We start from the raw sequence: 19,300 nt of genomic DNA, 5'->3' as shown, positions 1-19,300 counted from the left end.
ATGTTTGAAAAAATTGACCGAGTTCTTATTTGCAAGCTCAAATTTTATGGAGATGTTCTGTTAACAACACCAGTCATTGCCAGCATTCGGGCTCGTTATCCACATGCTAAGATCGATCTGCTCCTCTATAAAGATACCAAAGCTATCTTAGCCGCCCACAAAGACATCAATGAATTTTATCTCATTGAGAAAAAACAGAGCCTGCTGGCAACAGCCAAGAATTATCTCTCAGTACGTCAACAACTGAAGAAAAATCACTATGACCTGATTGTTAACCTCACTGAACAATGGCCAATTGGTGCGCTTATCGCCTCTTTACGCCGTCCTTCAATTGCCTTCCAGCGCGAAAAAGATCAGTGGAACCGGCTTTTTACGCGAGTAACACCCTCCATTGGGACGCATATTGTTGAACAAAACCTATCAATTCTAAAAGGCATTGGCTTTAGCGAAGCAGAACTAAAGAAAGAGATGTCGCTGAGTTATCGTCAAGATGATTATCAACATCTGGTATCCCTGTTACCCACGTTGACTACGCAGAAATATGTCGTTATTCAACCCACTGCCAGACAAGAGTTTAAATGCTGGGATGATGATAAATTCGCGCATGTTATAGACCACCTGCATCAGCGTGGTTTGCATGTTTATCTTACCTGTGGGCCTGCAACAAGTGAGCAGCAACAGGTTCAGCGCATTGCTGAACTGTGCCAATCGTCTCCTGATCTGACGCTGGCAGGTAAAACGACCTTCCTGCAACTAGCTGCGTTGATCGACCATGCTGTTTTGTACATTGGTGTCGATTCCGCACCTATGCATATGGCTGCAGCGCTAAGGACACCGCAGGTTTGCCTGTTTGGTGCCACCAACTACCAACAGTGGAAGCCATGGTCTGATAAAGCCGTTTTGATTTGGGCTGGCGAATACCATCCGATGCCTTCGCGGGATGAACTCGACCGGTCAAAAAAATATCTGACATGGATACCGGAACAGGCCGTGATTGACGCTATCGATACGGTACTTCATGATAGTGGCTTTAATAAAAGTAATGAGAAAGCATAAATGGACAACAAAAATAACGTCATTAATATTGCTTACTGCACGGATGCCAATTATCTGGAATATGTAGCAGTGTCCATTATGTCTGTCATAATGAACAACCCGGAACAGGACCTGTCATTTTTTGTCTTTGTCTATGACGTTACTGACGAAGAAATCAATAAACTGCGTTCAACCAGTGATAAAATTCAGGTTATCAATATCGATAAAGAAGAGATTGAAAAGTATAATAATGACTTTGCAATCAAACACTTGAACCGTTCGACCTATATGCGTCTGGCCGTACCGCGCTTACTAAAAGATACAGTTGAGCGTTTTATCTACTTAGATGCCGATACCCTGTGTTTTGATAAGCTAAATGACATTAACAGCATTGATATCAGCAACGTCATTTGTGCTGTCAGTCACGACTCTCTCGATATTCACGATACAAAAAATGCCAAGCGTCTGGGCCTTAGTACTGGTCATTATTTCAATGCTGGTTTTTTGTATATTAACATTGAAAACTGGATCAAGTTTGATATTGAAAACAAAGCAAACACCGTGTTATTTGAACAAGGTAAATCCTTGCCTTACTTTGACCAAGATGCACTCAATATCGCAATAGATGGTAACGTTAAGTTTATTGATAACCGATGGAATTTTTTGTTCAACTGGTTTACCGATCAACAAAAAGAGATATTCTTCTACCAAAAAGATATTCTGCCAAGAATTATCCACTTCACTGGTGGAAGGAAGCCCTGGTATAAAGAACATACTGGGCTTTCACAGCAACTTTATCTCTTCTACCATCATTTCACGCCATGGCGAAATACTGCATTGCGCTCCTATGCTCCACGCATGAGACCTACTGATTATCGGGTCTATTCACGCCAGGAAGCTAAAAAAGGGAATTACTGCGCATCTGTCAAATGGTATTTGAAATACCTTAAGACTAAATTACGTTAATAAAAAACTCCCTTACGGGAGTTTTTTTACTTACTTTTTTAATTTTTCCCGCAAATAACCAATATAGCTTATTATCGAGGCGAAATACTTCCCTTGTAATCTTTCATGCCTTGATTTCTTTTTATATTGTTTTGGCGTTCTGGCGGGTAACAATGGAACATCCGCCCAAGGCGAAGCCTTCCAGGCGTCAACAAAAAACTGTGCTGAAGGATAATTTGCCCATGAATTCCAGGGTTTAGTCACGCCAACATAGTGAATTAGAATAGTATCAGGTGTAATATATTCTTTATATTTCGCAAGATCTCTGCTTTTTAATTCTTGCTTAATTCCATAGATAGCATTGAACCTTCGCTCCAGAAAAATTACTTTCTTAAAGAAAAGAATATTCAAGACATCCTGATCCGGGAATGAAAGTTTATTATTTTTGTCTAATAAGATATCAAAAGCTGCATTGATAAAATTCTGCTCTTTCCACTTTTTTAGGTTTGCAAATATGACACCTGAATTGAAATAATCTTTATTTATCTCAATATCTCTGGCAGGGCTATCATCCACATCGGTAATTACCGCTGCAACATGTTCTCCAAGATCAATCTGCGTGAGTTCAAAAAGTGAACCTTTACACATTACATCCGCATCAATGTATAAAAGTGAATCAATTTTCTCACCAAGATATTCAAAGGCAATAAACCTGAAGTACATTGCGTGTGACCAAGCGTGACCACTTGGCAAAACTTTTAACTCATTAGCATCCATAACATAAATTGAGATGTTTGTGGAAAATTGCTCTGCTAATTTAGCAATTCGCTGCTGGTAATCAGCATCAATGTAGTCAGTAAAAAGATGAAAATGGATATTTAAATCTTTATTATTCAATAGTACCGATGTCATCGAAATTGCAGCACCAAACATAAAATTCCTGTCAACACCCCAGGCGATGTTAAGTTGTATTTTCTGTTCGGTCGGCGCTTGATTAAACTCAAGTATCTTTTTTATAGACTGATGACAATCAAAGTTCATTCGCTACACCTATTTAATCGATTATCAATAAGTTACTGTTTCTATATTCAATATGCTTTTGAATTGTGTAACTTATTTTTTATATACATTACATGACTAAGTACCGAGCGAATATATTTACGCTGCACTCTTTCATGCCGTGATTTACGTTTATACAGTTTTGCTGTATTTGCATTTAACAAGGATTTTTCTGCCCATGCGGATTTTTTATAGGCATCAATGAAGAATTTAGCTACCGGATATTTAGCCCATGTATGCCATGGCTTAGTAACACCGACATAATGAATTAAAACAGTATTATCTGTAATATAATCCTGATAAATTTTATCATTTTTGTTTTTTAGTTCCTGATCCACACCATAAATGCAGTTAAAATCTCTTCTCAGGAAAATAACATTCCCTACAAATAATATATTTAATACATCCTGATCAAAATAAAGGAGTTCTTTTTGGCGTTTATCTAAAATAGAAAATGCTTTGGTCAGCAACTGCTGTTCATGCCAAACTTGAAGATTCGCAAATACCACACCGGAATTAAAGTAACCGTTACTCAATTCGGGAATACCGAGTCTGTTACCGGATTTAATACGCACTTCATCAATATCATTAATAACAGCGGCATATTCTCCACAGAAATTAATCTCGGTAAGCTCGCGAAGAGAGCCTTTGCAAATAACATCTGCATCAAGATATAGTACGGAGCTTAACTCTGTGCTTAAATATTCAAATGCGAAATAACGATAGTACATTGCATAAGTCCATGCTTTTGTACTCGGCAATTCACGAAACGCCGCGTTATCGAACATAAGAACCGTCACAGTCGTACTATACATTTGGGTCAGGCGTTTTACACTCTCCAGATAATCGTCATCTATATAGTCTGTTACTATATAAAAGTGAATATCAATATCAGGGTTATTCACTAATACTGAGGTCATTGAAATACCAGAGCCAAATAAAAAATTACGGTCGACACCATACGCAACACTTAATTTTTTACTCTTCTCATGCGTAGAGCTGTCTATGACGTGTTTTTGGATAACTAGCTTTTGGAAATCAATGTTCATAGTAAAATGGCCTCAAACTTTATCTGTGATTTATAGCGCTTTTCTTATTGTTCTTTGTCTTATTTTTTGCGCTTTTGTGACAGCCAGTTCAAACAACCTGACTTCCTGACGAAAGATTTCGCGTAGTGGCATAGAAAAATAGATACGTAAAAAACGATAAATATCTCTGGACGTCAAGCCAATCTCAAGTGAAGAGAAATAGAGCCCGATCAAGTCCTTGTCTCGCCAGCGGCGCGGTACATGTTGACGAATTTGCGCACGATGCAGATCAATTACGGAGAGTTTGATATCCGCAATATTTTCTGGCATCGGTTGTTGGAGTAAAAAATGGCAAATATAGCAATCCCGATGATTTACTCCCCCCCGATGCATTTTACCCACCATTTCTGCCACGCGGGTAATAATGGTCCGTTTTAATACAAAATCAGGGCGCTCAACTTCCCACCCGGCGCAAAAATCTTCGAGGCTGATGGCTGGAGAAAGGTCCTCAGTGATGATAAATGAGGTTCGCTCTAACGGATTCAGACCTTTTTGACCAAATGCAACCCCCGTCATAGTATCAACATTCAGTTCTTGCAAGCGATGTATCGCCAGCCACTCACGGTCTGCGCCAAGTACAGGCATACGTAAAGATATAAGATTCTTCACCACTTCTTTAAGCGTGGTTCCATGATGATATTTAAGAAAATAACCCTTACCCATCATCTCAAAACGTAGGGTACGTCGTGTTTCCAGGGCGCGAAAAACCTCACCGTCCAGCTTAGCGACTTCAGTAAACGGGTCTTTTCCTTGCCACAGCGTGGCAAATGGTTCTTTTAATTCAATCATTCTTAGGACCTAAAATGATATCTGCAGCTTTATCTGCCAGGCTGTAGAGATCTTTTGTATCAGCAAAATGCCGTGCGTTCCCGGCCCAACGACTTCTCTGCTCATTATTTTGCAGCGCATCGAAAAGTGCTGTATTCAGATTTTCCTGCTCAAAAGGTTCAGGAATCACCACCCCACATTGGGCGGCGTTGATATAACCCGCATAGCCGCAAACTTCGGTAGTTAATACCGGCAGTCCGGCAACTACAGCTTCTAGCAAGACAATACCGGCGGCTTCCTGTACAGCTGGGTGAAGTAATAAATCAGCAGCAGACATCAATTCTGCGACATCGTCCCGCCCCGAGAAGAACTGCACTTGTTCTTCAACCCCCAATTGACGAGCCTGAGCGCGATAGCGATCGGCCTTATCCTGACCAACAACCATCAATCGTGTGCGGTGGCGAATGACATCAGGCAAAGAAGCCAACGCCTGTAATGTTCTTGGCACGCCTTTGCGTTTGAAATCGGAACCTACCTGTAAGAGCAAGAACTGATCGAGACCAATACCATTTTTTTCCCTAACAATCAGCCGGCTGTTTTCAGGTTGCTGGCTGTACTTTCTGTCAGGGTAGATTCCTGGAGGCAGAATACGAAAGCGCTGGCTCTCAGTTTGGTAATGATGTTTGAAGTCACCAATTTGTTTATCGGTTAACATCAAAAGCGTAGTGCCGACACCCTGCTGAAATACGGCTTTTTCAAATGCAGAGTAGTGTCGGTACCTGCGCGTCAATTTGTAGAAAAAGCCTTTCTCGCGGGCAACCTTTTCCGCATAGCAAACGTCCGCAGCGTAATACACATCCAGGCCAGGCATTTTATTAAAACCAACGACACGATCGACGGGATGTTGAGTTAAATAATTCTGAACCCACTGATAATATTGCTCGTTTTTCCCATGATTCGTTCTGGATGTAACGGGGACGAGTATAATCTCCAGCCCTTCCGGACGCTCGCCCTGCCATGACTGGGTAAATACCTGAACATGATGGCCACGAGAAGCAACCGTCAGCGCTACTCGCAAGAAATCACGCTGTAACCCACCATAGGGAAAATACTTGTACAAACAAAAAGCAATATTCATGCATTAATATCCGCATCGCGTCGCCAGGCATATCAGGTTTGAAGCATCAGAATCGTGTAATCCTTGCCTAAAGCATCCAAAGATGACTTTCTGTGCTTTCGAAACGTTTCTGCCCGCTAGCTACCTGAAATTGCGCAGTAGTATATCATTTATTACCAAGCATTCCGAAATGAATATTTTTTAAACAAAAAACAAAATAAATCATTAAAAACATACAGATAAATAAGACACCAGTTCATCAGGAAACGCACACCGCACAAGAGGTTAAGACATATAAATGCGGCCATGTGAATTTTTGAAATAGCCATCAGCGAAATCAGTTCCCCACCAATTCCATCGTTTTGATACAACCTGGATAAAAATGATGGTAAAGCCATAGTTAAATACATAGAATCCCCAGCACATTCATAAGTCAGCTACCATTATGCTCGAATTGCTTTACACCGCCCTTTTCTACCTTATTCAGCCTTTGATCTGGATACGGCTTTGGGTGCGCGGACGTAAGGCTCCGGCCTACCGTAAACGCTGGGGCGAACGCTACGGCTTTTATCGCCACCCGCTAAAACCCGGCGGGATCATGCTTCATTCGGTTTCTGTGGGCGAAACACTGGCTGCAATCCCATTAGTTCGCGCTCTGCGTCACCGTTATCCCGACTTGCCGATCACGGTCACCACCATGACGCCAACCGGTTCCGAGCGCGTACAATCTGCTTTTGGCACTGACGTTCAGCATATTTATCTGCCTTACGATTTACCGGATGCCCTGAACCGTTTTCTGAATAAAGTTGACCCCAAACTGGTGTTAATTATGGAAACCGAGCTGTGGCCAAATCTGATCGCGGCACTCCATAAGCGTCACATTCCTCTGGTTATTGCCAACGCACGTCTTTCTGCTCGTTCAGCAGCCGGCTATGCGAAATTAGGTAAATTTGTTGGCAGACTACTGCGTCGAATTACGTTAATTGCCGCACAAAACGAAGAAGATGGCGCACGTTTTATTACACTTGGTGCCAGAAGCAATCAGGTCACCGTTACTGGCAGCCTGAAGTTTGATATATCCGTCACGCCACAACTGGCCGCAAAAGCGGTGACATTACGTCGTCAATGGGCTCCTCACCGTCCGGTATGGATTGCAACCAGCACCCACGACGGCGAAGAAAGCATCATCATTGCCGCCCATCAGGCGTTATTAAATCAGTTCCCGAATCTTTTACTAATTCTGGTTCCCAGACATCCTGAACGGTTCCCGGATGCAATTAACCTCGTACGCCAGGCTGGGCTAAGTTATACCACTCGTTCTTCGGGTGAAGTTCCGTCCTCAGGCACTCAGGTTGTGATCGGCGATACCATGGGTGAGCTGATGTTGCTGTATGGCATTGCCGACCTTGCTTTTGTCGGCGGTTCACTGGTTGAACGTGGTGGGCACAATCCACTGGAAGCCGCGGCACATGCTATTCCAGTGCTGATGGGACCCCATACGTTTAATTTTAAAGATATTTGCGCCCGCCTCGAACAGGCAAGCGGATTGATCACCGTCACCGACGCACCTACGCTGGTAAAAGAAGTATCTTCTTTACTGACCGATGCAGATTATCGTAATTTTTATGGCCGTCACGCAGTTGAAGTTCTGTATCAAAATCAGGGCGCGTTACAGCGTCTGCTGCAGCTGCTGGAACCTTATCTGCCACCCAAAACGCATTGAGGCAAGCCATGCAAAAACGGGCGATTTATCCAGGAACCTTTGATCCCATAACTAACGGCCATCTTGATATCGTGACGCGTGCGACCAGCATGTTCGATCACGTGATCCTGGCGATTGCTGCAAGTCCCAGTAAAAAACCGATGTTTACCCTTGAAGAGCGCGTCGAGCTGGCGCAACAGGCAACGGCGCATCTCGGCAATGTGGAAGTTCTGGGATTCAGCGACTTAATGGCAAATTTTGCCCGTGATAATCAGGCTAACATTCTGATCCGAGGCCTACGCGCGGTAGCAGATTTTGAGTATGAAATGCAGCTGGCGCACATGAACCGCCACCTAATGCCGCAACTGGAAAGCGTCTTTCTGATGCCGTCTAAAGAGTGGTCATTTATCTCATCGTCACTGGTGAAAGAAGTCGCCCGCCATCAGGGTGATGTGACGCACTTTCTGCCGGAAAACGTCCATCAGGCGTTAATGAGTAAGTTGAAGTAATGTGCCTGGCCGGATGCTGCATCCGGCCAGCAATGACACTATTTCTGACAGCGACGGCAATAGAACGTTGTACGCTGGGCGTGTTTTGTCGCAACAATCGGTGCGCCACATGCGCGGCAAGGTTCACCTTCTCTCCCATAGACCTGCAGCTCCTGGGCAAAATAGCCCGGCTTACCGTCACTTTGCAGAAAGTCCTTCAGCGTCGTCCCGCCCTGCTCGATAGAACGCAGCAAAACCGCCTTGATAACGCGTACCAGCAGTTCGCACTCATCCTGTGACAGCGATGACGCCAGACGGTCAGGATGGATACCAGCCGCAAACAGCGACTCGCTGGCATAGATGTTTCCCACCCCCACCACTAACTTGTTATCCATCAGCCAGGGTTTAATCGCCGTTTTCTTCTTTGCACATTTCTGCTGTAGATAACCGGCGTTGAAATCGTCACTCAGCGGCTCAGGGCCAAGATGGGCGAGGACATTATGTCCATCCAGCTCTTTAGTCCACAGCCAGGCACCAAAGCGACGGGGATCGGTATAACGCAGAACTTTGCCATTGCTCATCACTAAGTCAACGTGGTCGTGCTTATCTGCCGGAAGCTCTTCAGGAAGGATACGCAAACTACCCGACATCCCCAGATGAATGATTACCCAGCCGTCCGGCAGCTCCAGAAGCAGGTATTTTGCGCGCCGCTGTACGCTCAGGACAGGTTTATCGCTCAGGCGATAGATTTCCTCTGATACCGGCCAACGCAAACGACTGTTACGCACAGTCGCGTGCATAATCGTTGCCCCCACCAGATGCGGCTCAATCCCACGGCGACTGGTTTCGACTTCAGGTAATTCAGGCATAGTATCTCCGGCGGTGTATCAGGTCTCATTTATATGGGGACGGCCAGAAAACAAAAAACCCCGCCGAGGCGAGGTTTTTTGCTACATCGAAACTAAAATTATTTGATTTTAGCTTCTTTGTACAGTACGTGCTGGCGTACAACTGGATCGAATTTTTTCAGTTCCAGTTTTTCCGGCTTAGTACGTTTGTTCTTCGTAGTGGTATAGAAATGACCAGTACCAGCAGAAGAAACCAGCTTGATTTTCTCACGAATACCTTTAGCCATGATTTATTTCCTCTTAGTACTTAGTACTTTTCGCCACGGGCACGCAGTTCAGACAGAACTGTTTCGATGCCTTTCTTATCAATTACACGCATACCTTTAGCAGATACACGCAGGGTGACAAAACGCTTCTCGCTCTCAACCCAGAAACGGTGAGAGTGCAGGTTCGGCAGGAAACGGCGTTTAGTCGCGTTCAGTGCGTGGGAACGGTTGTTACCGGTCACCGGACGCTTGCCAGTAACTTGGCAGACTCGGGACATGTCTATTCTCCAAAAATCAAATTAGCTCGAGCTTCGTATGGGGTATCGGCGCCTCGTCAGGCTTTACAGCCCGGTCATCGCATAGTTCTAAGTGAACTCTCGATTGCCAGGCCCAAATGCCAAACCCGAGATTCTCAAAGGTGGCGTAGTATACGCTGACCCGGCGTTATGCTCAAGTCCCGAACAGACAAAGATCCCGATGGATCGCGTAAAGTGCGTTAAATCCAACCGCGTTCCGCAAAAGAAACGTACTCTCCGCGCCCAATGACCAGATGATCAAGCACCCGGATATCCATGAACTGACAGCATTTCACAACACGCTCGGTGATGAGTTTATCTGCTTTACTCGGCTCTGCACACCCCGAAGGGTGATTATGCGCAAGGATCACGGCGGAAGCATTCATTTTTATCGCTTCGCGGACAATTTCTCGCGGATGTACCTCGACGTGGCTTAGTGTCCCGGAAAAAAGTTTGCTGTGTTTAATCACTTGATGTTGAGAATCCATAAAGATCACCAGAAAGATCTCGCGTTCCTCTTGCGAGAGCTGGCTTTGCAGAAATTCACGCGCCATTTCCGGGCTAAGTAGAGCACGCTCCTCTATCACTCGCACGTTGTAGTAGCGTCTTGCCAGCTCCGCAATACCCTTCAACTGTGCATACTTCGCGATACCGATTCCCGAAACATAGCTAAAATCCATGTAATCAGCAGACAACAAGCCATACAACGACTCAAAATGCTGAAGCATCTCTTTCGCCAGCGTAAGCACATCTTTACCCTGAATGCCGGTACGTAAAAAAAGCGCCAGTAACTCAACATCGGTCAGCGAACTGGCCCCCTGTGCCAACAGCTTTTCCCTGGGCATCATACTTCCTGTATTGTCCATACTTTTCCCTCCTTTCGCGTCCGCATAGTGGCATAACACCGACGGTGAATCGACGCGCTGTTTTCACTTCTTCGTAGTGCCTCGCAAAGTAGAAGGCGGTCAAAAGCACGACAAATTGCGGATTGTGATAAAATATCTGCCTTCTGGTGAAACCCAACAGGAAAGATCATGATGAGCCTGGCCGGTAAAAAAATCGTACTTGGCGTCAGTGGCGGGATTGCTGCGTACAAGACCCCTGAGCTGGTGCGTCGTTTACGGGAACGCGGCGCTGACGTCCGCGTGGCAATGACCGAAGCGGCAAAAGCATTTATTACTCCCCTGAGTTTACAGGCAGTTTCAGGTTATCCCGTTTCCGACAGCCTGCTTGATCCTGCAGCCGAAGCTGCGATGGGCCACATTGAGCTGGGAAAATGGGCCGATTTGGTCATCCTGGCGCCCGCTACAGCAGACCTGATTGCTCGTGTCGCCGCAGGTATGGCCAACGACCTGGTGTCAACGATTTGTCTGGCAACGCCTGCTTCTGTTGCTGTACTGCCAGCCATGAACCAGCAGATGTATCGCGCTGCCGCGACCCAGCACAATCTGGGTATTCTTGCCTCACGCGGTTTGCTCATTTGGGGCCCGGACAGCGGTAGCCAGGCATGTGGCGATGTCGGTCCTGGACGTATGCTGGATCCGTTAACGATTGTGGATATGGCGGCAGAACATTTTTCGCCTGTCAACGATCTGCAACATCTCAACATCATGATTACGGCGGGCCCGACGCGTGAACCGCTTGATCCCGTGCGTTATATTTCCAACCATAGCTCCGGGAAGATGGGATTTGCTATCGCGGCCGCTGCAGCAAAGCGCGGGGCAAACGTCACACTGGTATCGGGTCCGGTTTCGTTATCCACACCACCATTTGTTCAGCGGGTTGATGTGATGACCGCGTTGGAAATGGAAGCCGCTGTGCAGTCTGCAGTGCAACAACAGCATATTTTTATCGGCTGCGCTGCAGTCGCTGATTATCGCGCTGAAACTGTCGCCCACGAAAAAATAAAAAAACAAGCGACGCAGGGTGATGAATTAACTGTAAAAATGGTCAAAAACCCGGACATTATCGCCGGTGTTGCCGCACTGGATGCTAACCGTCCTTTTGTCGTTGGGTTTGCCGCCGAAACAAATAATGTGGAAGAATATGCCCGGCAAAAACGCATCCGCAAAAACCTTGATGTGATCTGTGCGAACGACGTTTCGCTGTCAACTCAAGGGTTTAACAGCGATAGCAACGCATTACACCTTTTTTGGCAGGATGGAGACAAAGTCTTACCGCTTGAGCGTAAAGAACTCCTGGGCCAATTATTACTCGACGAGATCGTGACCCGTTATGATGAAAAAAATCGACGTTAAGATTCTGGACCCGCGCGTAGGGCAACAATTTCCGCTCCCGACGTACGCCACTTCTGGTTCTGCCGGACTTGACCTGCGTGCTTGTCTTGATGACGCCGTAGAACTGGCACCGGGCGCAACAACGCTGGTGCCAACCGGGTTAGCTATCCACATTGCCGATCCTTCTCTGGCAGCGGTGATGCTCCCGCGCTCCGGATTGGGCCATAAGCACGGTATCGTGCTGGGCAATCTGGTTGGTTTGATTGATTCCGACTACCAGGGCCAACTGATGGTGTCCATCTGGAACCGTGGTCAGGACAGCTTCACTATTGAGCCGGGCGAACGTATCGCGCAGATGGTATTTGTACCGGTCGTGCAGGCTGAATTTAATCTGGTGGAAGAGTTTGAAGCCACCGATCGTGGCGAAGGTGGCTTCGGCCATTCCGGGCGCAAGTAACCCGCAGAAAAGTATCCCATAGCGTAATAACGCAATAACACACCGCAAACAACAGTTTGCGGTCGCTGTGTGGATGCCTGCCTGGCAAGAGCTTATTTTCAGGGGTATTTTGTAACATGGTAGAAAAGCAAACTGCGAAAAGGAATCGTCGCGAAGAAATACTTCAGTCTCTGGCACTGATGCTTGAGTCCAGCGATGGTAGCCAACGCATCACCACAGCAAAGCTGGCAGCCTCAGTTGGCGTATCCGAAGCGGCATTGTATCGCCATTTCCCCAGCAAGACCCGTATGTTCGATAGTCTGATTGAGTTTATCGAAGATAGTCTGATTACACGTATCAATCTGATTTTGAAAGATGAAAAGGACACCAGCGCGCGTCTGCGTCTGATCGTTCTGCTGATTTTAGGGTTTGGTGAGCGTAATCCGGGCCTGACGCGAATTCTGACCGGACACGCGTTGATGTTCGAGCAAGACCGTCTGCAAGGTCGCATTAACCAACTTTTTGAGCGCATTGAAGCGCAGTTGCGCCAGGTTCTGCGAGAAAAAAGAATGCGTGAAGGTGAAGGCTACACCGTGGATGAAACGCTTCTGGCCAGCCAGTTACTGGCTTTCTGCGAAGGTATGCTATCCCGATTTGTACGTAGCGAATTTAAATACCGCCCAACGGATGATTTTGACACCCGCTGGCCGTTGGTTGCCGCTCAATTGCAGTAGCGATTTCGTCTTGTCCGGCCTACGTATACCGTAGGCCCGGTAAGTGCGTAGGCCGGATCAGCGCAGCGCTATCCGGCTGTCCTTATACACCGTATGCTTCGCGATAGGCTCGTACTGCCACCAGGTGCTCCGCCATCTCCGGTTTCTCTTCCAGATACGCAATCAGGTCTTTCAGGGTGATAATAGAGATCACTTTGCAACCGTAATCACGTTCCACTTCCTGAATAGCGGAAATCTCTCCGCGACCGCGTTCCTGACGATCGAGAGAAATCAGTACCCCCGCCAGAGTGGCGCCATTCGCCTGGATAATTTCCATCGACTCACGAATCGCCGTACCTGCGGTGATAACATCATCCACCAGCATCACGCGCCCCTCAAGTGCACTACCGACCAGATTGCCACCTTCACCGTGGGTCTTCGCCTCTTTACGGTTAAAGCAGTACGGCAAATCTTTATCGTGGTGTTCAGCCAGCGCAACGGCCGTTGTAGTCGCAATCGGAATACCTTTGTACGCTGGACCAAACAGCAAATCGAACTCAATACCGGAATCCACCAGCGCTTCGGCGTAAAAACGGCCTAACAGAGCCAGGTCGCGCCCGGTATTAAACAGTCCGGCGTTGAAGAAATAGGGGCTTTTACGCCCGGATTTCAGCGTAAACTCGCCAAACTTTAGTACCTGCTTGCTAAGCGCAAACTCAATAAACTGGCGCTGATACGGTTTCATGGATTCGCTCCTCATCTCACTTTATTACAGACAAAAAAAAGGCGACTCATCAGTCGCCTTTAAAATCAATTTTCTAACGCCGCCTTCTGCGTCGCTACAATGGATTCGATTCCCCCTCGGGCTAACGCCAGTAGGGTGAGAAGTTCTTCATGGCTGAATGGCTCACCTTCCGCCGTGCCCTGAACCTCTATAATGCGACCGTCTTCAGTCATCACTACGTTCATGTCGGTTTCTGCAGCAGAGTCTTCAACGTACTCGAGGTCACAGAGCGCTTCACCGTTAACAATGCCCACGGAAACCGCGGCGACCATCCCTTTCATCGGGTTAGTTTTCAGTTTACCGCTCGCCACTAGCTTGTTCAGCGCATCCGCCAACGCAACGCATGCGCCGGTAATTGATGCGGTGCGGGTACCGCCATCTGCCTGGATAACATCGCAGTCCAGCGTAATGGTGAACTCACCGAGCGTCTTCAGGTCAACGGCAGCGCGCAGCGCACGAGCGATCAGACGCTGGATTTCCATGGTACGACCGCCCTGCTTACCTTTCGCCGCTTCACGGGCGTTACGGGTGTGTGTGGCGCGTGGCAGCATGCCATATTCTGCGGTGATCCAACCCTGGCCCTGACCTTTCAGAAAACGCGGTACGCCTTCATCAATAGAAGCGGTACATAGCACTTTGGTATCACCAAATTCGACCAGCACGGAGCCTTCAGCGTGTTTTGTATAATTACGGGTCAGGGTGACGGGACGCACCTGATTGGCACTACGACCTGCTGGACGCATGATAAAATCTCCGGCTTGAAACGAATGTGGCTGCGCATTATACGGACTTCCGACTGTTATTCCTATCCTGACAAGACGTGGATGGCTATAATCCTCCCATCTCATCTTTAAAAACAGGAACGTCTATGATCCGCAGCATGACCGCTTACGCCCGGCGTGAAATCAAGGGTGAATGGGGTAGCGCTACCTGGGAAATGCGCTCGGTAAACCAGCGTTATCTGGAAACTTATTTTCGCCTGCCGGAGCAGTTCCGTAGTCTCGAACCCGTAGTTCGCGAACGTATTCGCACGCGTCTGACGCGCGGTAAAGTCGAATGTACGCTGCGTTTTGAGCCTGATGCCAGTGCACAAGGCGAGCTGATTCTGAATGAAAAACTCGCTAAACAGCTCGTTAGCGCTGCTAACTGGGTCAAAATGCAGAGTGATGAAGGTGAAATTAACCCGGTTGATATCCTGCGTTGGCCAGGCGTAATGGCAGCCCAGGAGCAAGATCTGGACGCCATTGCCGCCGAAATCCTCGCCGCGCTTGACGGTACGCTGGATGACTTTATCGTTGCGCGTGAAACCGAAGGTCAGGCACTGAAGGCGTTGATCGAGCAGCGTCTGGAAGGCGTCAGCGCTGAAGTCACAAAAGTGCGCGCACATATGCCGGAAATCCTGCAATGGCAGCGCGAGCGTCTGGTAGCCAAACTGGAAGATGCTCAGGTGCAGCTGGAAAATAACCGCCTTGAGCAAGAACTGGTGCTGATGGCACAGCGTATCGACGTGGCTGAAGAACTGGATCGCCTGGAAGCTCACGTCAAAGAAACCTACAACATTCTGAAGAAAAAAGAGGCGGTTGGCCGTCGTCTGGACTTCATGATGCAGGAATTCAACCGTGAGTCGAATACTCTGGCATCGAAGTCTATCAATGCCGAAGTGACTAACTCCGCAATTGAACTGAAGGTATTGATCGAGCAAATGCGCGAGCAAATTCAGAATATCGAGTAAGTCACCATCTCACGTAGCCCGTCAATAAACGGCGGCGCTACGTGCTTTTCCCGACACTATCAGTTCTCATCTATGCGACAAGAATTATATTTTCTCATCATTTATTGTCACCACTCATATCACAAAGCGCATGCCATAATGTGTTTACAACAATTTCGCATTAGCTGTAGTTATTAGAATCACTTCACCTTAGAAAATCTCAATCGTGACAGTGCGCACAAATCGTTAACCTTAGCCCCCAGCAAATCAGGGGGAATACATGCTGTTACACGTTTTATACTTAATTGGTATTACTGCCGAAGCCATGACCGGTGCGCTTGCGGCTGGGCGTCGTCGTATGGATACATTTGGCGTCATTATCATTGCCACCGCGACAGCCATTGGCGGTGGTTCAGTACGTGATATTCTTCTCGGCCATTATCCGCTCGGCTGGGTAAAGCACCCTGAATACGTCATTATCGTAGCCACTGCCGCGGTACTGACCACTATTATTGCTCCCGTGATGCCCTATCTGCGCAAAATATTCCTCGTACTGGATGCGCTGGGCCTGGTGGTCTTTTCTATTATCGGGGCTCAGGTGGCACTGGATATGGGCCATGGACCGATTATCGCCGTGGTCGCTGCGGTCACTACCGGGGTTTTCGGCGGCGTATTACGCGATATGTTCTGCAAACGCATCCCGTTAGTGTTCCAGAAAGAGCTGTATGCCGGCGTATCATTTGCCGCTGCTGTGCTATACATCGTGCTACAGCATTATGTCTCCAGTCATGATGTGGTGGTTATCTCTACCCTGCTCTTCGGCTTTACTGCCCGACTACTGGCGCTGCGCCTGAAGTTAGGTCTGCCGGTATTTTACTATCGCCATGAAGGCCATTAAGGCATAAAGCCCGCGATCCGCTGAGCAGCTAACCAGTTGCTCAGCGCTGTGACCTCTCGATCCTCCAGCCACTGAATAACCTGCCGTGCCCGCTGCTCCCCCATGAAAGGAAGCTGCCGCCAGCTTTGTTCATCGCGTTTTTGCAATTGCTGCCACGAACCATCCCGGCTGGCATTCAGCGTTGCCTGTGTTAACGGTATTCCCATGGCAATCACCCAGCGCGTGAACGGAAGATCGCGTGACAGGTTGAATTGATGCCATAACTTCTCCCCTTTGCTTATACCAAATGTCGACTGTAGTTGTTCCTGAGTTAGCCCGAGCCAGGAAAAGATATGCTCAAAGCGATACACCTGGTGGAGCTCCCGCCATCCCGCCTCGCCGATGCCCTCCAGCCCCAGCACCTCATTGGCCCCCAGCCAGACCAGTCTGGCAACAAACTGTTCCTGGCACTCCGCTGTGGCATAAAAACAGGTTAATGAATTGAAGCGCCCCTCAGGTGGCACTGGCTTACTACGCTGGGTACTGCGCCAGACCACCTCATCTATACGGGGGATCCCTTGTCCGGCCAGGCTCACCAGAATCTGATCGCCAGGCGCGATATCCCATTCATTCCAGCGTCGAACGGAGCCAATATTGACGCGCTGTACGCGTTTATCATCCAGCATGACGGGAGTCAGCAATGCTACCACCGCAATTTTCCCGCTTTTACCAACGGAGAACTGAATACCGGTTACCTCAGATACCCTGGCCACGGGAGGATATTTCCACGCAGCCAGCCAGTCTCCCTGTCCGGGTAGCCAGTATCGCGCCTGCGGCTCTTTTCCTGTTCGCACGACCACGCCATCAGTGACAAAAGGTAATGCTGAAGTCCACCACTTTGCTCGCACTTGCTCTACGTCATCCGCACTCTTCACGGCCTTGGTAAAATGTTGCGTGAAACTGAACCCGGCAGCAGTGAGCTGCTCCAGTCTTTCAGACATGACCGCAGGACCATCGGGCCAGGCCCAGATAAAAATAGCCAGCGAGCCTAATAATTCCGGATTGCTCTGGCGCATCATCAATCCAGCAACCTTCGAGCGGGCGTTCATTCCCCCTCTCTGCTTCTGAATATGCCCCTCTTGCTGCAAAAAAATCTCACCCTGCAACGTACTGTTAGCGAGATTCCCCTTGGTCGAATGTGGTACGGAAGGGATCTGAAGAACCTTTTGCGTCCAGTCTTCGCCTTTCAGGCCATTACCACGGCTAATCGCCCGTACCAGATCGCCATTGCGATAGACTAACGTCACTGCCACACCATCCACCTTCGGTTGCACCCAGAGATCGCTGCGAGCGTGCATCCATTGCTGTAGCTCTTGCTTATCGGCAAGTTTTCGAACTCCCGTGTGGGGAACGGGGTGCGATACTGTGCCACCCATTGGTGGCGCAGACAGATCTGGTGGAACTTCATCGCCAAAACAGCGCTGCCATTGAATTAGTTGCGCATTGAGCTGGTCATAAACGCCGTCATCTACGGCACTTTCACCCTGTTTCCAGTAACTGTCATTCCACTGTGTTATCTGCTGCTGTAGTCGTGAAATTTCCTCGTTTGCCCTGGCAGGCGACCAGACGGGGCATACCGCCCATGCGGGTAGATACCCCATTAGCAAAACCAGCCCTATGCCTTTCCATAATCCCATGTTACCTCCGCTGAGCACTGCATTTCCTGGCAGGTATAGCGCGAAATAATAGGGAAACAGAGCGGCAAAAAAGTATCCTGCGAGCACCGTTCCTGACATTTGCACGTATTGCTGCAAATCATCGATAAAACAGGAAACTGATACGCAAAACGCAATAAACATGCGCAAAAAGTGTGACAAGGGCTACGTCACATAGCGGCTACGTGTATAATAAGCCCGTATGTAGGCTCTCTTTCGACAATCACATACATTAAGATACTCATGGCTCAAGGCACGCTTTATATTGTTTCTGCCCCCAGTGGCGCGGGTAAATCCAGCCTGATTCAGGCTTTATTAAAGACCCAACCGTTGTATGACACCCAGGTTTCTGTTTCGCACACCACGCGCGCACCGCGCCCGGGGGAAGTGCACGGTGAACACTATTTTTTTGTGAACCATGATGAATTCAGAACCATGATTGGCAGAGACGCGTTCCTGGAACACGCGGAGGTTTTCGGTAATTACTACGGCACCTCACGTGAAACCATTGAGCAAGTATTAGCATCCGGCGTAGACGTCTTTTTAGATATCGACTGGCAAGGTGCGCAGCAAATTCGTGAAAAAATGCCGCATGCGCGCAGTATTTTTATTTTGCCGCCATCTAAGATTGAGTTGGATCGCCGTCTGCGTGGCCGCGGTCAGGATAGCGAAGACGTGATCGCAAAACGTATGGCGCAAGCTGTTGCAGAAATGAGCCATTACGCCGAATATGATTATCTTATTGTGAACGATGATTTCGATACCGCCCTGGGCGATTTGAAAACCATCATTCGCGCCGAACGTCTGCGCATGAGCCGCCAAAAGCAGCGTCATGACGCTTTAATCAGCAAACTGTTGGCAGACTGAACCCACATTCAGTATCATGCCCAGTCATTTCTTCACCTGTGGAGCATTTTAAGTATGGCACGCGTAACTGTTCAGGACGCTGTAGAGAAAATTGGTAACCGTTTTGACCTGGTACTGGTCGCCGCGCGTCGCGCTCGTCAGATGCAGGTAGGCGGAAAGGATCCGCTCGTACCGGAAGAAAACGATAAAACTACCGTTATCGCGCTGCGCGAAATCGAAGAAGGTCTGATCAACAACCAGATCCTCGACGTGCGTGAGCGCCAGGAACAGCAAGAGCAGGAAGCCGCTGAATTACAAGCCGTTACCGCTATTGCTGAAGGTCGTCGTTAATCACAAAGCGGGTCGCCC

The 19,300-nt window shown here is 48.0% G+C and carries 22 protein-coding genes; 11 read left to right on the top strand and 11 right to left on the bottom strand.

Translation table 11 applies throughout. The features are described from left to right. Window positions 1-1,056, top strand: coding sequence for a lipopolysaccharide core heptosyltransferase RfaQ (rfaQ, locus tag OGV74_RS01930; protein ID WP_071696645.1), 1,056 nt, complete (start codon window positions 1-3; stop codon window positions 1,054-1,056). Further along, window positions 1,057-2,001, top strand: coding sequence for a glycosyltransferase family 8 protein (locus OGV74_RS01925; protein ID WP_086504678.1), 945 nt, complete (start codon window positions 1,057-1,059; stop codon window positions 1,999-2,001). A 30-nt stretch (window positions 2,002-2,031) separates the two neighbouring features. On the opposite strand, the gene OGV74_RS01920 is transcribed toward OGV74_RS01925, so the two are convergent. The 4 genes from OGV74_RS01920 to OGV74_RS01905 are packed head-to-tail and all read right to left on the bottom strand — an operon-like array spanning window position 2,032 to window position 6,033. Further along, entirely contained in the window at window positions 2,032-3,021 is a 990-nt protein-coding gene (locus OGV74_RS01920) for a glycosyltransferase family 8 protein (protein ID WP_086504679.1), read from the bottom strand. Between the two features lie 47 nt (window positions 3,022-3,068). Next, entirely contained in the window at window positions 3,069-4,088 is a 1,020-nt protein-coding gene (locus OGV74_RS01915) for a glycosyltransferase family 8 protein (RefSeq protein WP_071696648.1), read from the bottom strand. 30 nt (window positions 4,089-4,118) lie between these two features. Continuing rightward, a complete protein-coding gene (gene rfaP / locus OGV74_RS01910; RefSeq protein WP_086504680.1) occupies window positions 4,119-4,916 on the bottom strand; it encodes a lipopolysaccharide core heptose(I) kinase RfaP in 798 nt (265 codons plus the stop codon). After that, window positions 4,909-6,033 carry a glycosyltransferase family 4 protein gene (locus OGV74_RS01905; RefSeq protein WP_003837612.1) on the bottom strand — a complete coding sequence of 375 codons (1,125 nt, stop codon included), beginning with the start codon at window positions 6,031-6,033 and terminating at the stop codon, window positions 4,909-4,911. Before OGV74_RS01905 ends, rfaP begins: the two co-directional genes overlap by 8 nt. Window positions 6,034-6,457: 424 nt before the next feature. Between OGV74_RS01905 and waaA the strand changes: the two genes are divergently transcribed. Further along, window positions 6,458-7,735, top strand: a complete 1,278-nt coding sequence (gene waaA, locus OGV74_RS01900) for a lipid IV(A) 3-deoxy-D-manno-octulosonic acid transferase (RefSeq protein WP_003024103.1) — start codon at window positions 6,458-6,460, stop codon at window positions 7,733-7,735. An 8-nt stretch (window positions 7,736-7,743) separates the two neighbouring features. After that, a complete protein-coding gene (gene coaD, locus OGV74_RS01895; protein WP_003024099.1) occupies window positions 7,744-8,223 on the top strand; it encodes a pantetheine-phosphate adenylyltransferase in 480 nt (159 codons plus the stop codon). 38 nt (window positions 8,224-8,261) lie between these two features. On the opposite strand, the gene mutM is transcribed toward coaD, so the two are convergent. The 4 genes from mutM to radC all read right to left on the bottom strand — a co-directional run bounded on the left by mutM (window position 8,262) and on the right by radC (window position 10,478). Further along, entirely contained in the window at window positions 8,262-9,071 is an 810-nt protein-coding gene (gene mutM, locus OGV74_RS01890) for a bifunctional DNA-formamidopyrimidine glycosylase/DNA-(apurinic or apyrimidinic site) lyase (protein WP_086504681.1), read from the bottom strand. Window positions 9,072-9,169: 98 nt separating this feature from the next. Then, window positions 9,170-9,337 carry a 50S ribosomal protein L33 gene (rpmG, locus tag OGV74_RS01885; protein WP_003024094.1) on the bottom strand — a complete coding sequence of 56 codons (168 nt, stop codon included), beginning with the start codon at window positions 9,335-9,337 and terminating at the stop codon, window positions 9,170-9,172. Window positions 9,338-9,357: 20 nt separating this feature from the next. After that, window positions 9,358-9,594: a 50S ribosomal protein L28 gene (gene rpmB, locus OGV74_RS01880; RefSeq protein WP_003024071.1), complete on the bottom strand. Its 237-nt coding sequence runs from the start codon at window positions 9,592-9,594 to the stop codon at window positions 9,358-9,360. Window positions 9,595-9,812: 218 nt separating this feature from the next. Continuing rightward, entirely contained in the window at window positions 9,813-10,478 is a 666-nt protein-coding gene (radC, locus tag OGV74_RS01875) for a RadC family protein (protein ID WP_086504682.1), read from the bottom strand. 171 nt (window positions 10,479-10,649) lie between these two features. On the opposite strand from radC, the gene coaBC reads away from it, so the two are divergent. The 3 genes from coaBC (at window position 10,650) to slmA (ending at window position 13,019) form a co-directional block, all read left to right on the top strand. Further along, window positions 10,650-11,870: a bifunctional phosphopantothenoylcysteine decarboxylase/phosphopantothenate--cysteine ligase CoaBC gene (gene coaBC, locus OGV74_RS01870; protein ID WP_003024066.1), complete on the top strand. Its 1,221-nt coding sequence runs from the start codon at window positions 10,650-10,652 to the stop codon at window positions 11,868-11,870. After that, a complete protein-coding gene (gene dut / locus OGV74_RS01865) occupies window positions 11,848-12,306 on the top strand; it encodes a dUTP diphosphatase (protein WP_006687626.1) in 459 nt (152 codons plus the stop codon). Before coaBC ends, dut begins: the two co-directional genes overlap by 23 nt. A 116-nt stretch (window positions 12,307-12,422) precedes the next feature. Further along, on the top strand, window positions 12,423-13,019 hold the full coding sequence (slmA, locus tag OGV74_RS01860) for a nucleoid occlusion factor SlmA (protein ID WP_003024060.1): 597 nt from the start codon (window positions 12,423-12,425) through the stop codon (window positions 13,017-13,019). Window positions 13,020-13,101: 82 nt separating this feature from the next. Here the strand turns inward: slmA and pyrE are convergent, their stop codons facing one another. Both pyrE and rph read right to left on the bottom strand, forming a co-directional pair. Further along, window positions 13,102-13,743 (bottom strand): orotate phosphoribosyltransferase, encoded by a 642-nt coding sequence (pyrE, locus tag OGV74_RS01855; RefSeq protein ID WP_003837602.1) that lies wholly within the window; start codon window positions 13,741-13,743, stop codon window positions 13,102-13,104. A gap of 65 nt (window positions 13,744-13,808) precedes the next feature. Continuing rightward, on the bottom strand, window positions 13,809-14,525 hold the full coding sequence (rph, locus tag OGV74_RS01850; RefSeq protein ID WP_003024054.1) for a ribonuclease PH: 717 nt from the start codon (window positions 14,523-14,525) through the stop codon (window positions 13,809-13,811). Between the two features lie 125 nt (window positions 14,526-14,650). Between rph and OGV74_RS01845 the strand changes: the two genes are divergently transcribed. Next, entirely contained in the window at window positions 14,651-15,514 is an 864-nt protein-coding gene (locus OGV74_RS01845; RefSeq protein ID WP_003024052.1) for a YicC/YloC family endoribonuclease, read from the top strand. A 259-nt stretch (window positions 15,515-15,773) separates the two neighbouring features. Beyond that, window positions 15,774-16,391 (top strand): trimeric intracellular cation channel family protein, encoded by a 618-nt coding sequence (locus OGV74_RS01840; protein WP_003024049.1) that lies wholly within the window; start codon window positions 15,774-15,776, stop codon window positions 16,389-16,391. Here OGV74_RS01840 and ligB read toward each other — a convergent pair. Further along, entirely contained in the window at window positions 16,388-18,067 is a 1,680-nt protein-coding gene (ligB, locus tag OGV74_RS01835) for an NAD-dependent DNA ligase LigB (RefSeq protein WP_086504978.1), read from the bottom strand. The genes OGV74_RS01840 and ligB overlap by 4 nt on opposite strands. A 261-nt stretch (window positions 18,068-18,328) precedes the next feature. Here ligB and gmk point away from each other — a divergent pair, with 261 nt between their 5' ends. After that, window positions 18,329-18,952: a guanylate kinase gene (gmk, locus tag OGV74_RS01830; RefSeq protein ID WP_003024042.1), complete on the top strand. Its 624-nt coding sequence runs from the start codon at window positions 18,329-18,331 to the stop codon at window positions 18,950-18,952. 54 nt (window positions 18,953-19,006) lie between these two features. Further along, window positions 19,007-19,282, top strand: a complete 276-nt coding sequence (rpoZ, locus tag OGV74_RS01825) for a DNA-directed RNA polymerase subunit omega (RefSeq protein ID WP_000135058.1) — start codon at window positions 19,007-19,009, stop codon at window positions 19,280-19,282. Window positions 19,283-19,300: the final 18 nt, after the last annotated feature.

It is taken from the genome of Citrobacter sp. Cf116, assembly GCF_030336505.1.
Lineage (GTDB): Bacteria > Pseudomonadota > Gammaproteobacteria > Enterobacterales > Enterobacteriaceae > Citrobacter > Citrobacter freundii.
Note: the sequence above shows the minus strand (reverse complement) of the source record. Positions and strands in the feature narration are given on the sequence as shown.

Excerpts from the sequence above, each read along its gene's own strand:
- rfaQ (WP_071696645.1), top strand. The coding sequence starts at position 1 with ATGTTTGAAAAAATTGACCGAGTTCTTATTTGCAAGCTCAAATTTTAT.
- OGV74_RS01925 (WP_086504678.1), top strand. The coding sequence starts at position 1,057 with ATGGACAACAAAAATAACGTCATTAATATTGCTTACTGCACGGATGCC.
- OGV74_RS01920 (WP_086504679.1), bottom strand. The coding sequence starts at position 3,021 with ATGAACTTTGATTGTCATCAGTCTATAAAAAAGATACTTGAGTTTAAT.
- OGV74_RS01915 (WP_071696648.1), bottom strand. The coding sequence starts at position 4,088 with ATGAACATTGATTTCCAAAAGCTAGTTATCCAAAAACACGTCATAGAC.
- rfaP (WP_086504680.1), bottom strand. The coding sequence starts at position 4,916 with ATGATTGAATTAAAAGAACCATTTGCCACGCTGTGGCAAGGAAAAGAC.
- OGV74_RS01905 (WP_003837612.1), bottom strand. The coding sequence starts at position 6,033 with ATGAATATTGCTTTTTGTTTGTACAAGTATTTTCCCTATGGTGGGTTA.
- waaA (WP_003024103.1), top strand. The coding sequence starts at position 6,458 with ATGCTCGAATTGCTTTACACCGCCCTTTTCTACCTTATTCAGCCTTTG.
- coaD (WP_003024099.1), top strand. The coding sequence starts at position 7,744 with ATGCAAAAACGGGCGATTTATCCAGGAACCTTTGATCCCATAACTAAC.
- mutM (WP_086504681.1), bottom strand. The coding sequence starts at position 9,071 with ATGCCTGAATTACCTGAAGTCGAAACCAGTCGCCGTGGGATTGAGCCG.
- rpmG (WP_003024094.1), bottom strand. The coding sequence starts at position 9,337 with ATGGCTAAAGGTATTCGTGAGAAAATCAAGCTGGTTTCTTCTGCTGGT.
- rpmB (WP_003024071.1), bottom strand. The coding sequence starts at position 9,594 with ATGTCCCGAGTCTGCCAAGTTACTGGCAAGCGTCCGGTGACCGGTAAC.
- radC (WP_086504682.1), bottom strand. The coding sequence starts at position 10,478 with ATGGACAATACAGGAAGTATGATGCCCAGGGAAAAGCTGTTGGCACAG.
- coaBC (WP_003024066.1), top strand. The coding sequence starts at position 10,650 with ATGAGCCTGGCCGGTAAAAAAATCGTACTTGGCGTCAGTGGCGGGATT.
- dut (WP_006687626.1), top strand. The coding sequence starts at position 11,848 with ATGATGAAAAAAATCGACGTTAAGATTCTGGACCCGCGCGTAGGGCAA.
- slmA (WP_003024060.1), top strand. The coding sequence starts at position 12,423 with ATGGTAGAAAAGCAAACTGCGAAAAGGAATCGTCGCGAAGAAATACTT.
- pyrE (WP_003837602.1), bottom strand. The coding sequence starts at position 13,743 with ATGAAACCGTATCAGCGCCAGTTTATTGAGTTTGCGCTTAGCAAGCAG.
- rph (WP_003024054.1), bottom strand. The coding sequence starts at position 14,525 with ATGCGTCCAGCAGGTCGTAGTGCCAATCAGGTGCGTCCCGTCACCCTG.
- OGV74_RS01845 (WP_003024052.1), top strand. The coding sequence starts at position 14,651 with ATGATCCGCAGCATGACCGCTTACGCCCGGCGTGAAATCAAGGGTGAA.
- OGV74_RS01840 (WP_003024049.1), top strand. The coding sequence starts at position 15,774 with ATGCTGTTACACGTTTTATACTTAATTGGTATTACTGCCGAAGCCATG.
- ligB (WP_086504978.1), bottom strand. The coding sequence starts at position 18,067 with ATGGGATTATGGAAAGGCATAGGGCTGGTTTTGCTAATGGGGTATCTA.
- gmk (WP_003024042.1), top strand. The coding sequence starts at position 18,329 with ATGGCTCAAGGCACGCTTTATATTGTTTCTGCCCCCAGTGGCGCGGGT.
- rpoZ (WP_000135058.1), top strand. The coding sequence starts at position 19,007 with ATGGCACGCGTAACTGTTCAGGACGCTGTAGAGAAAATTGGTAACCGT.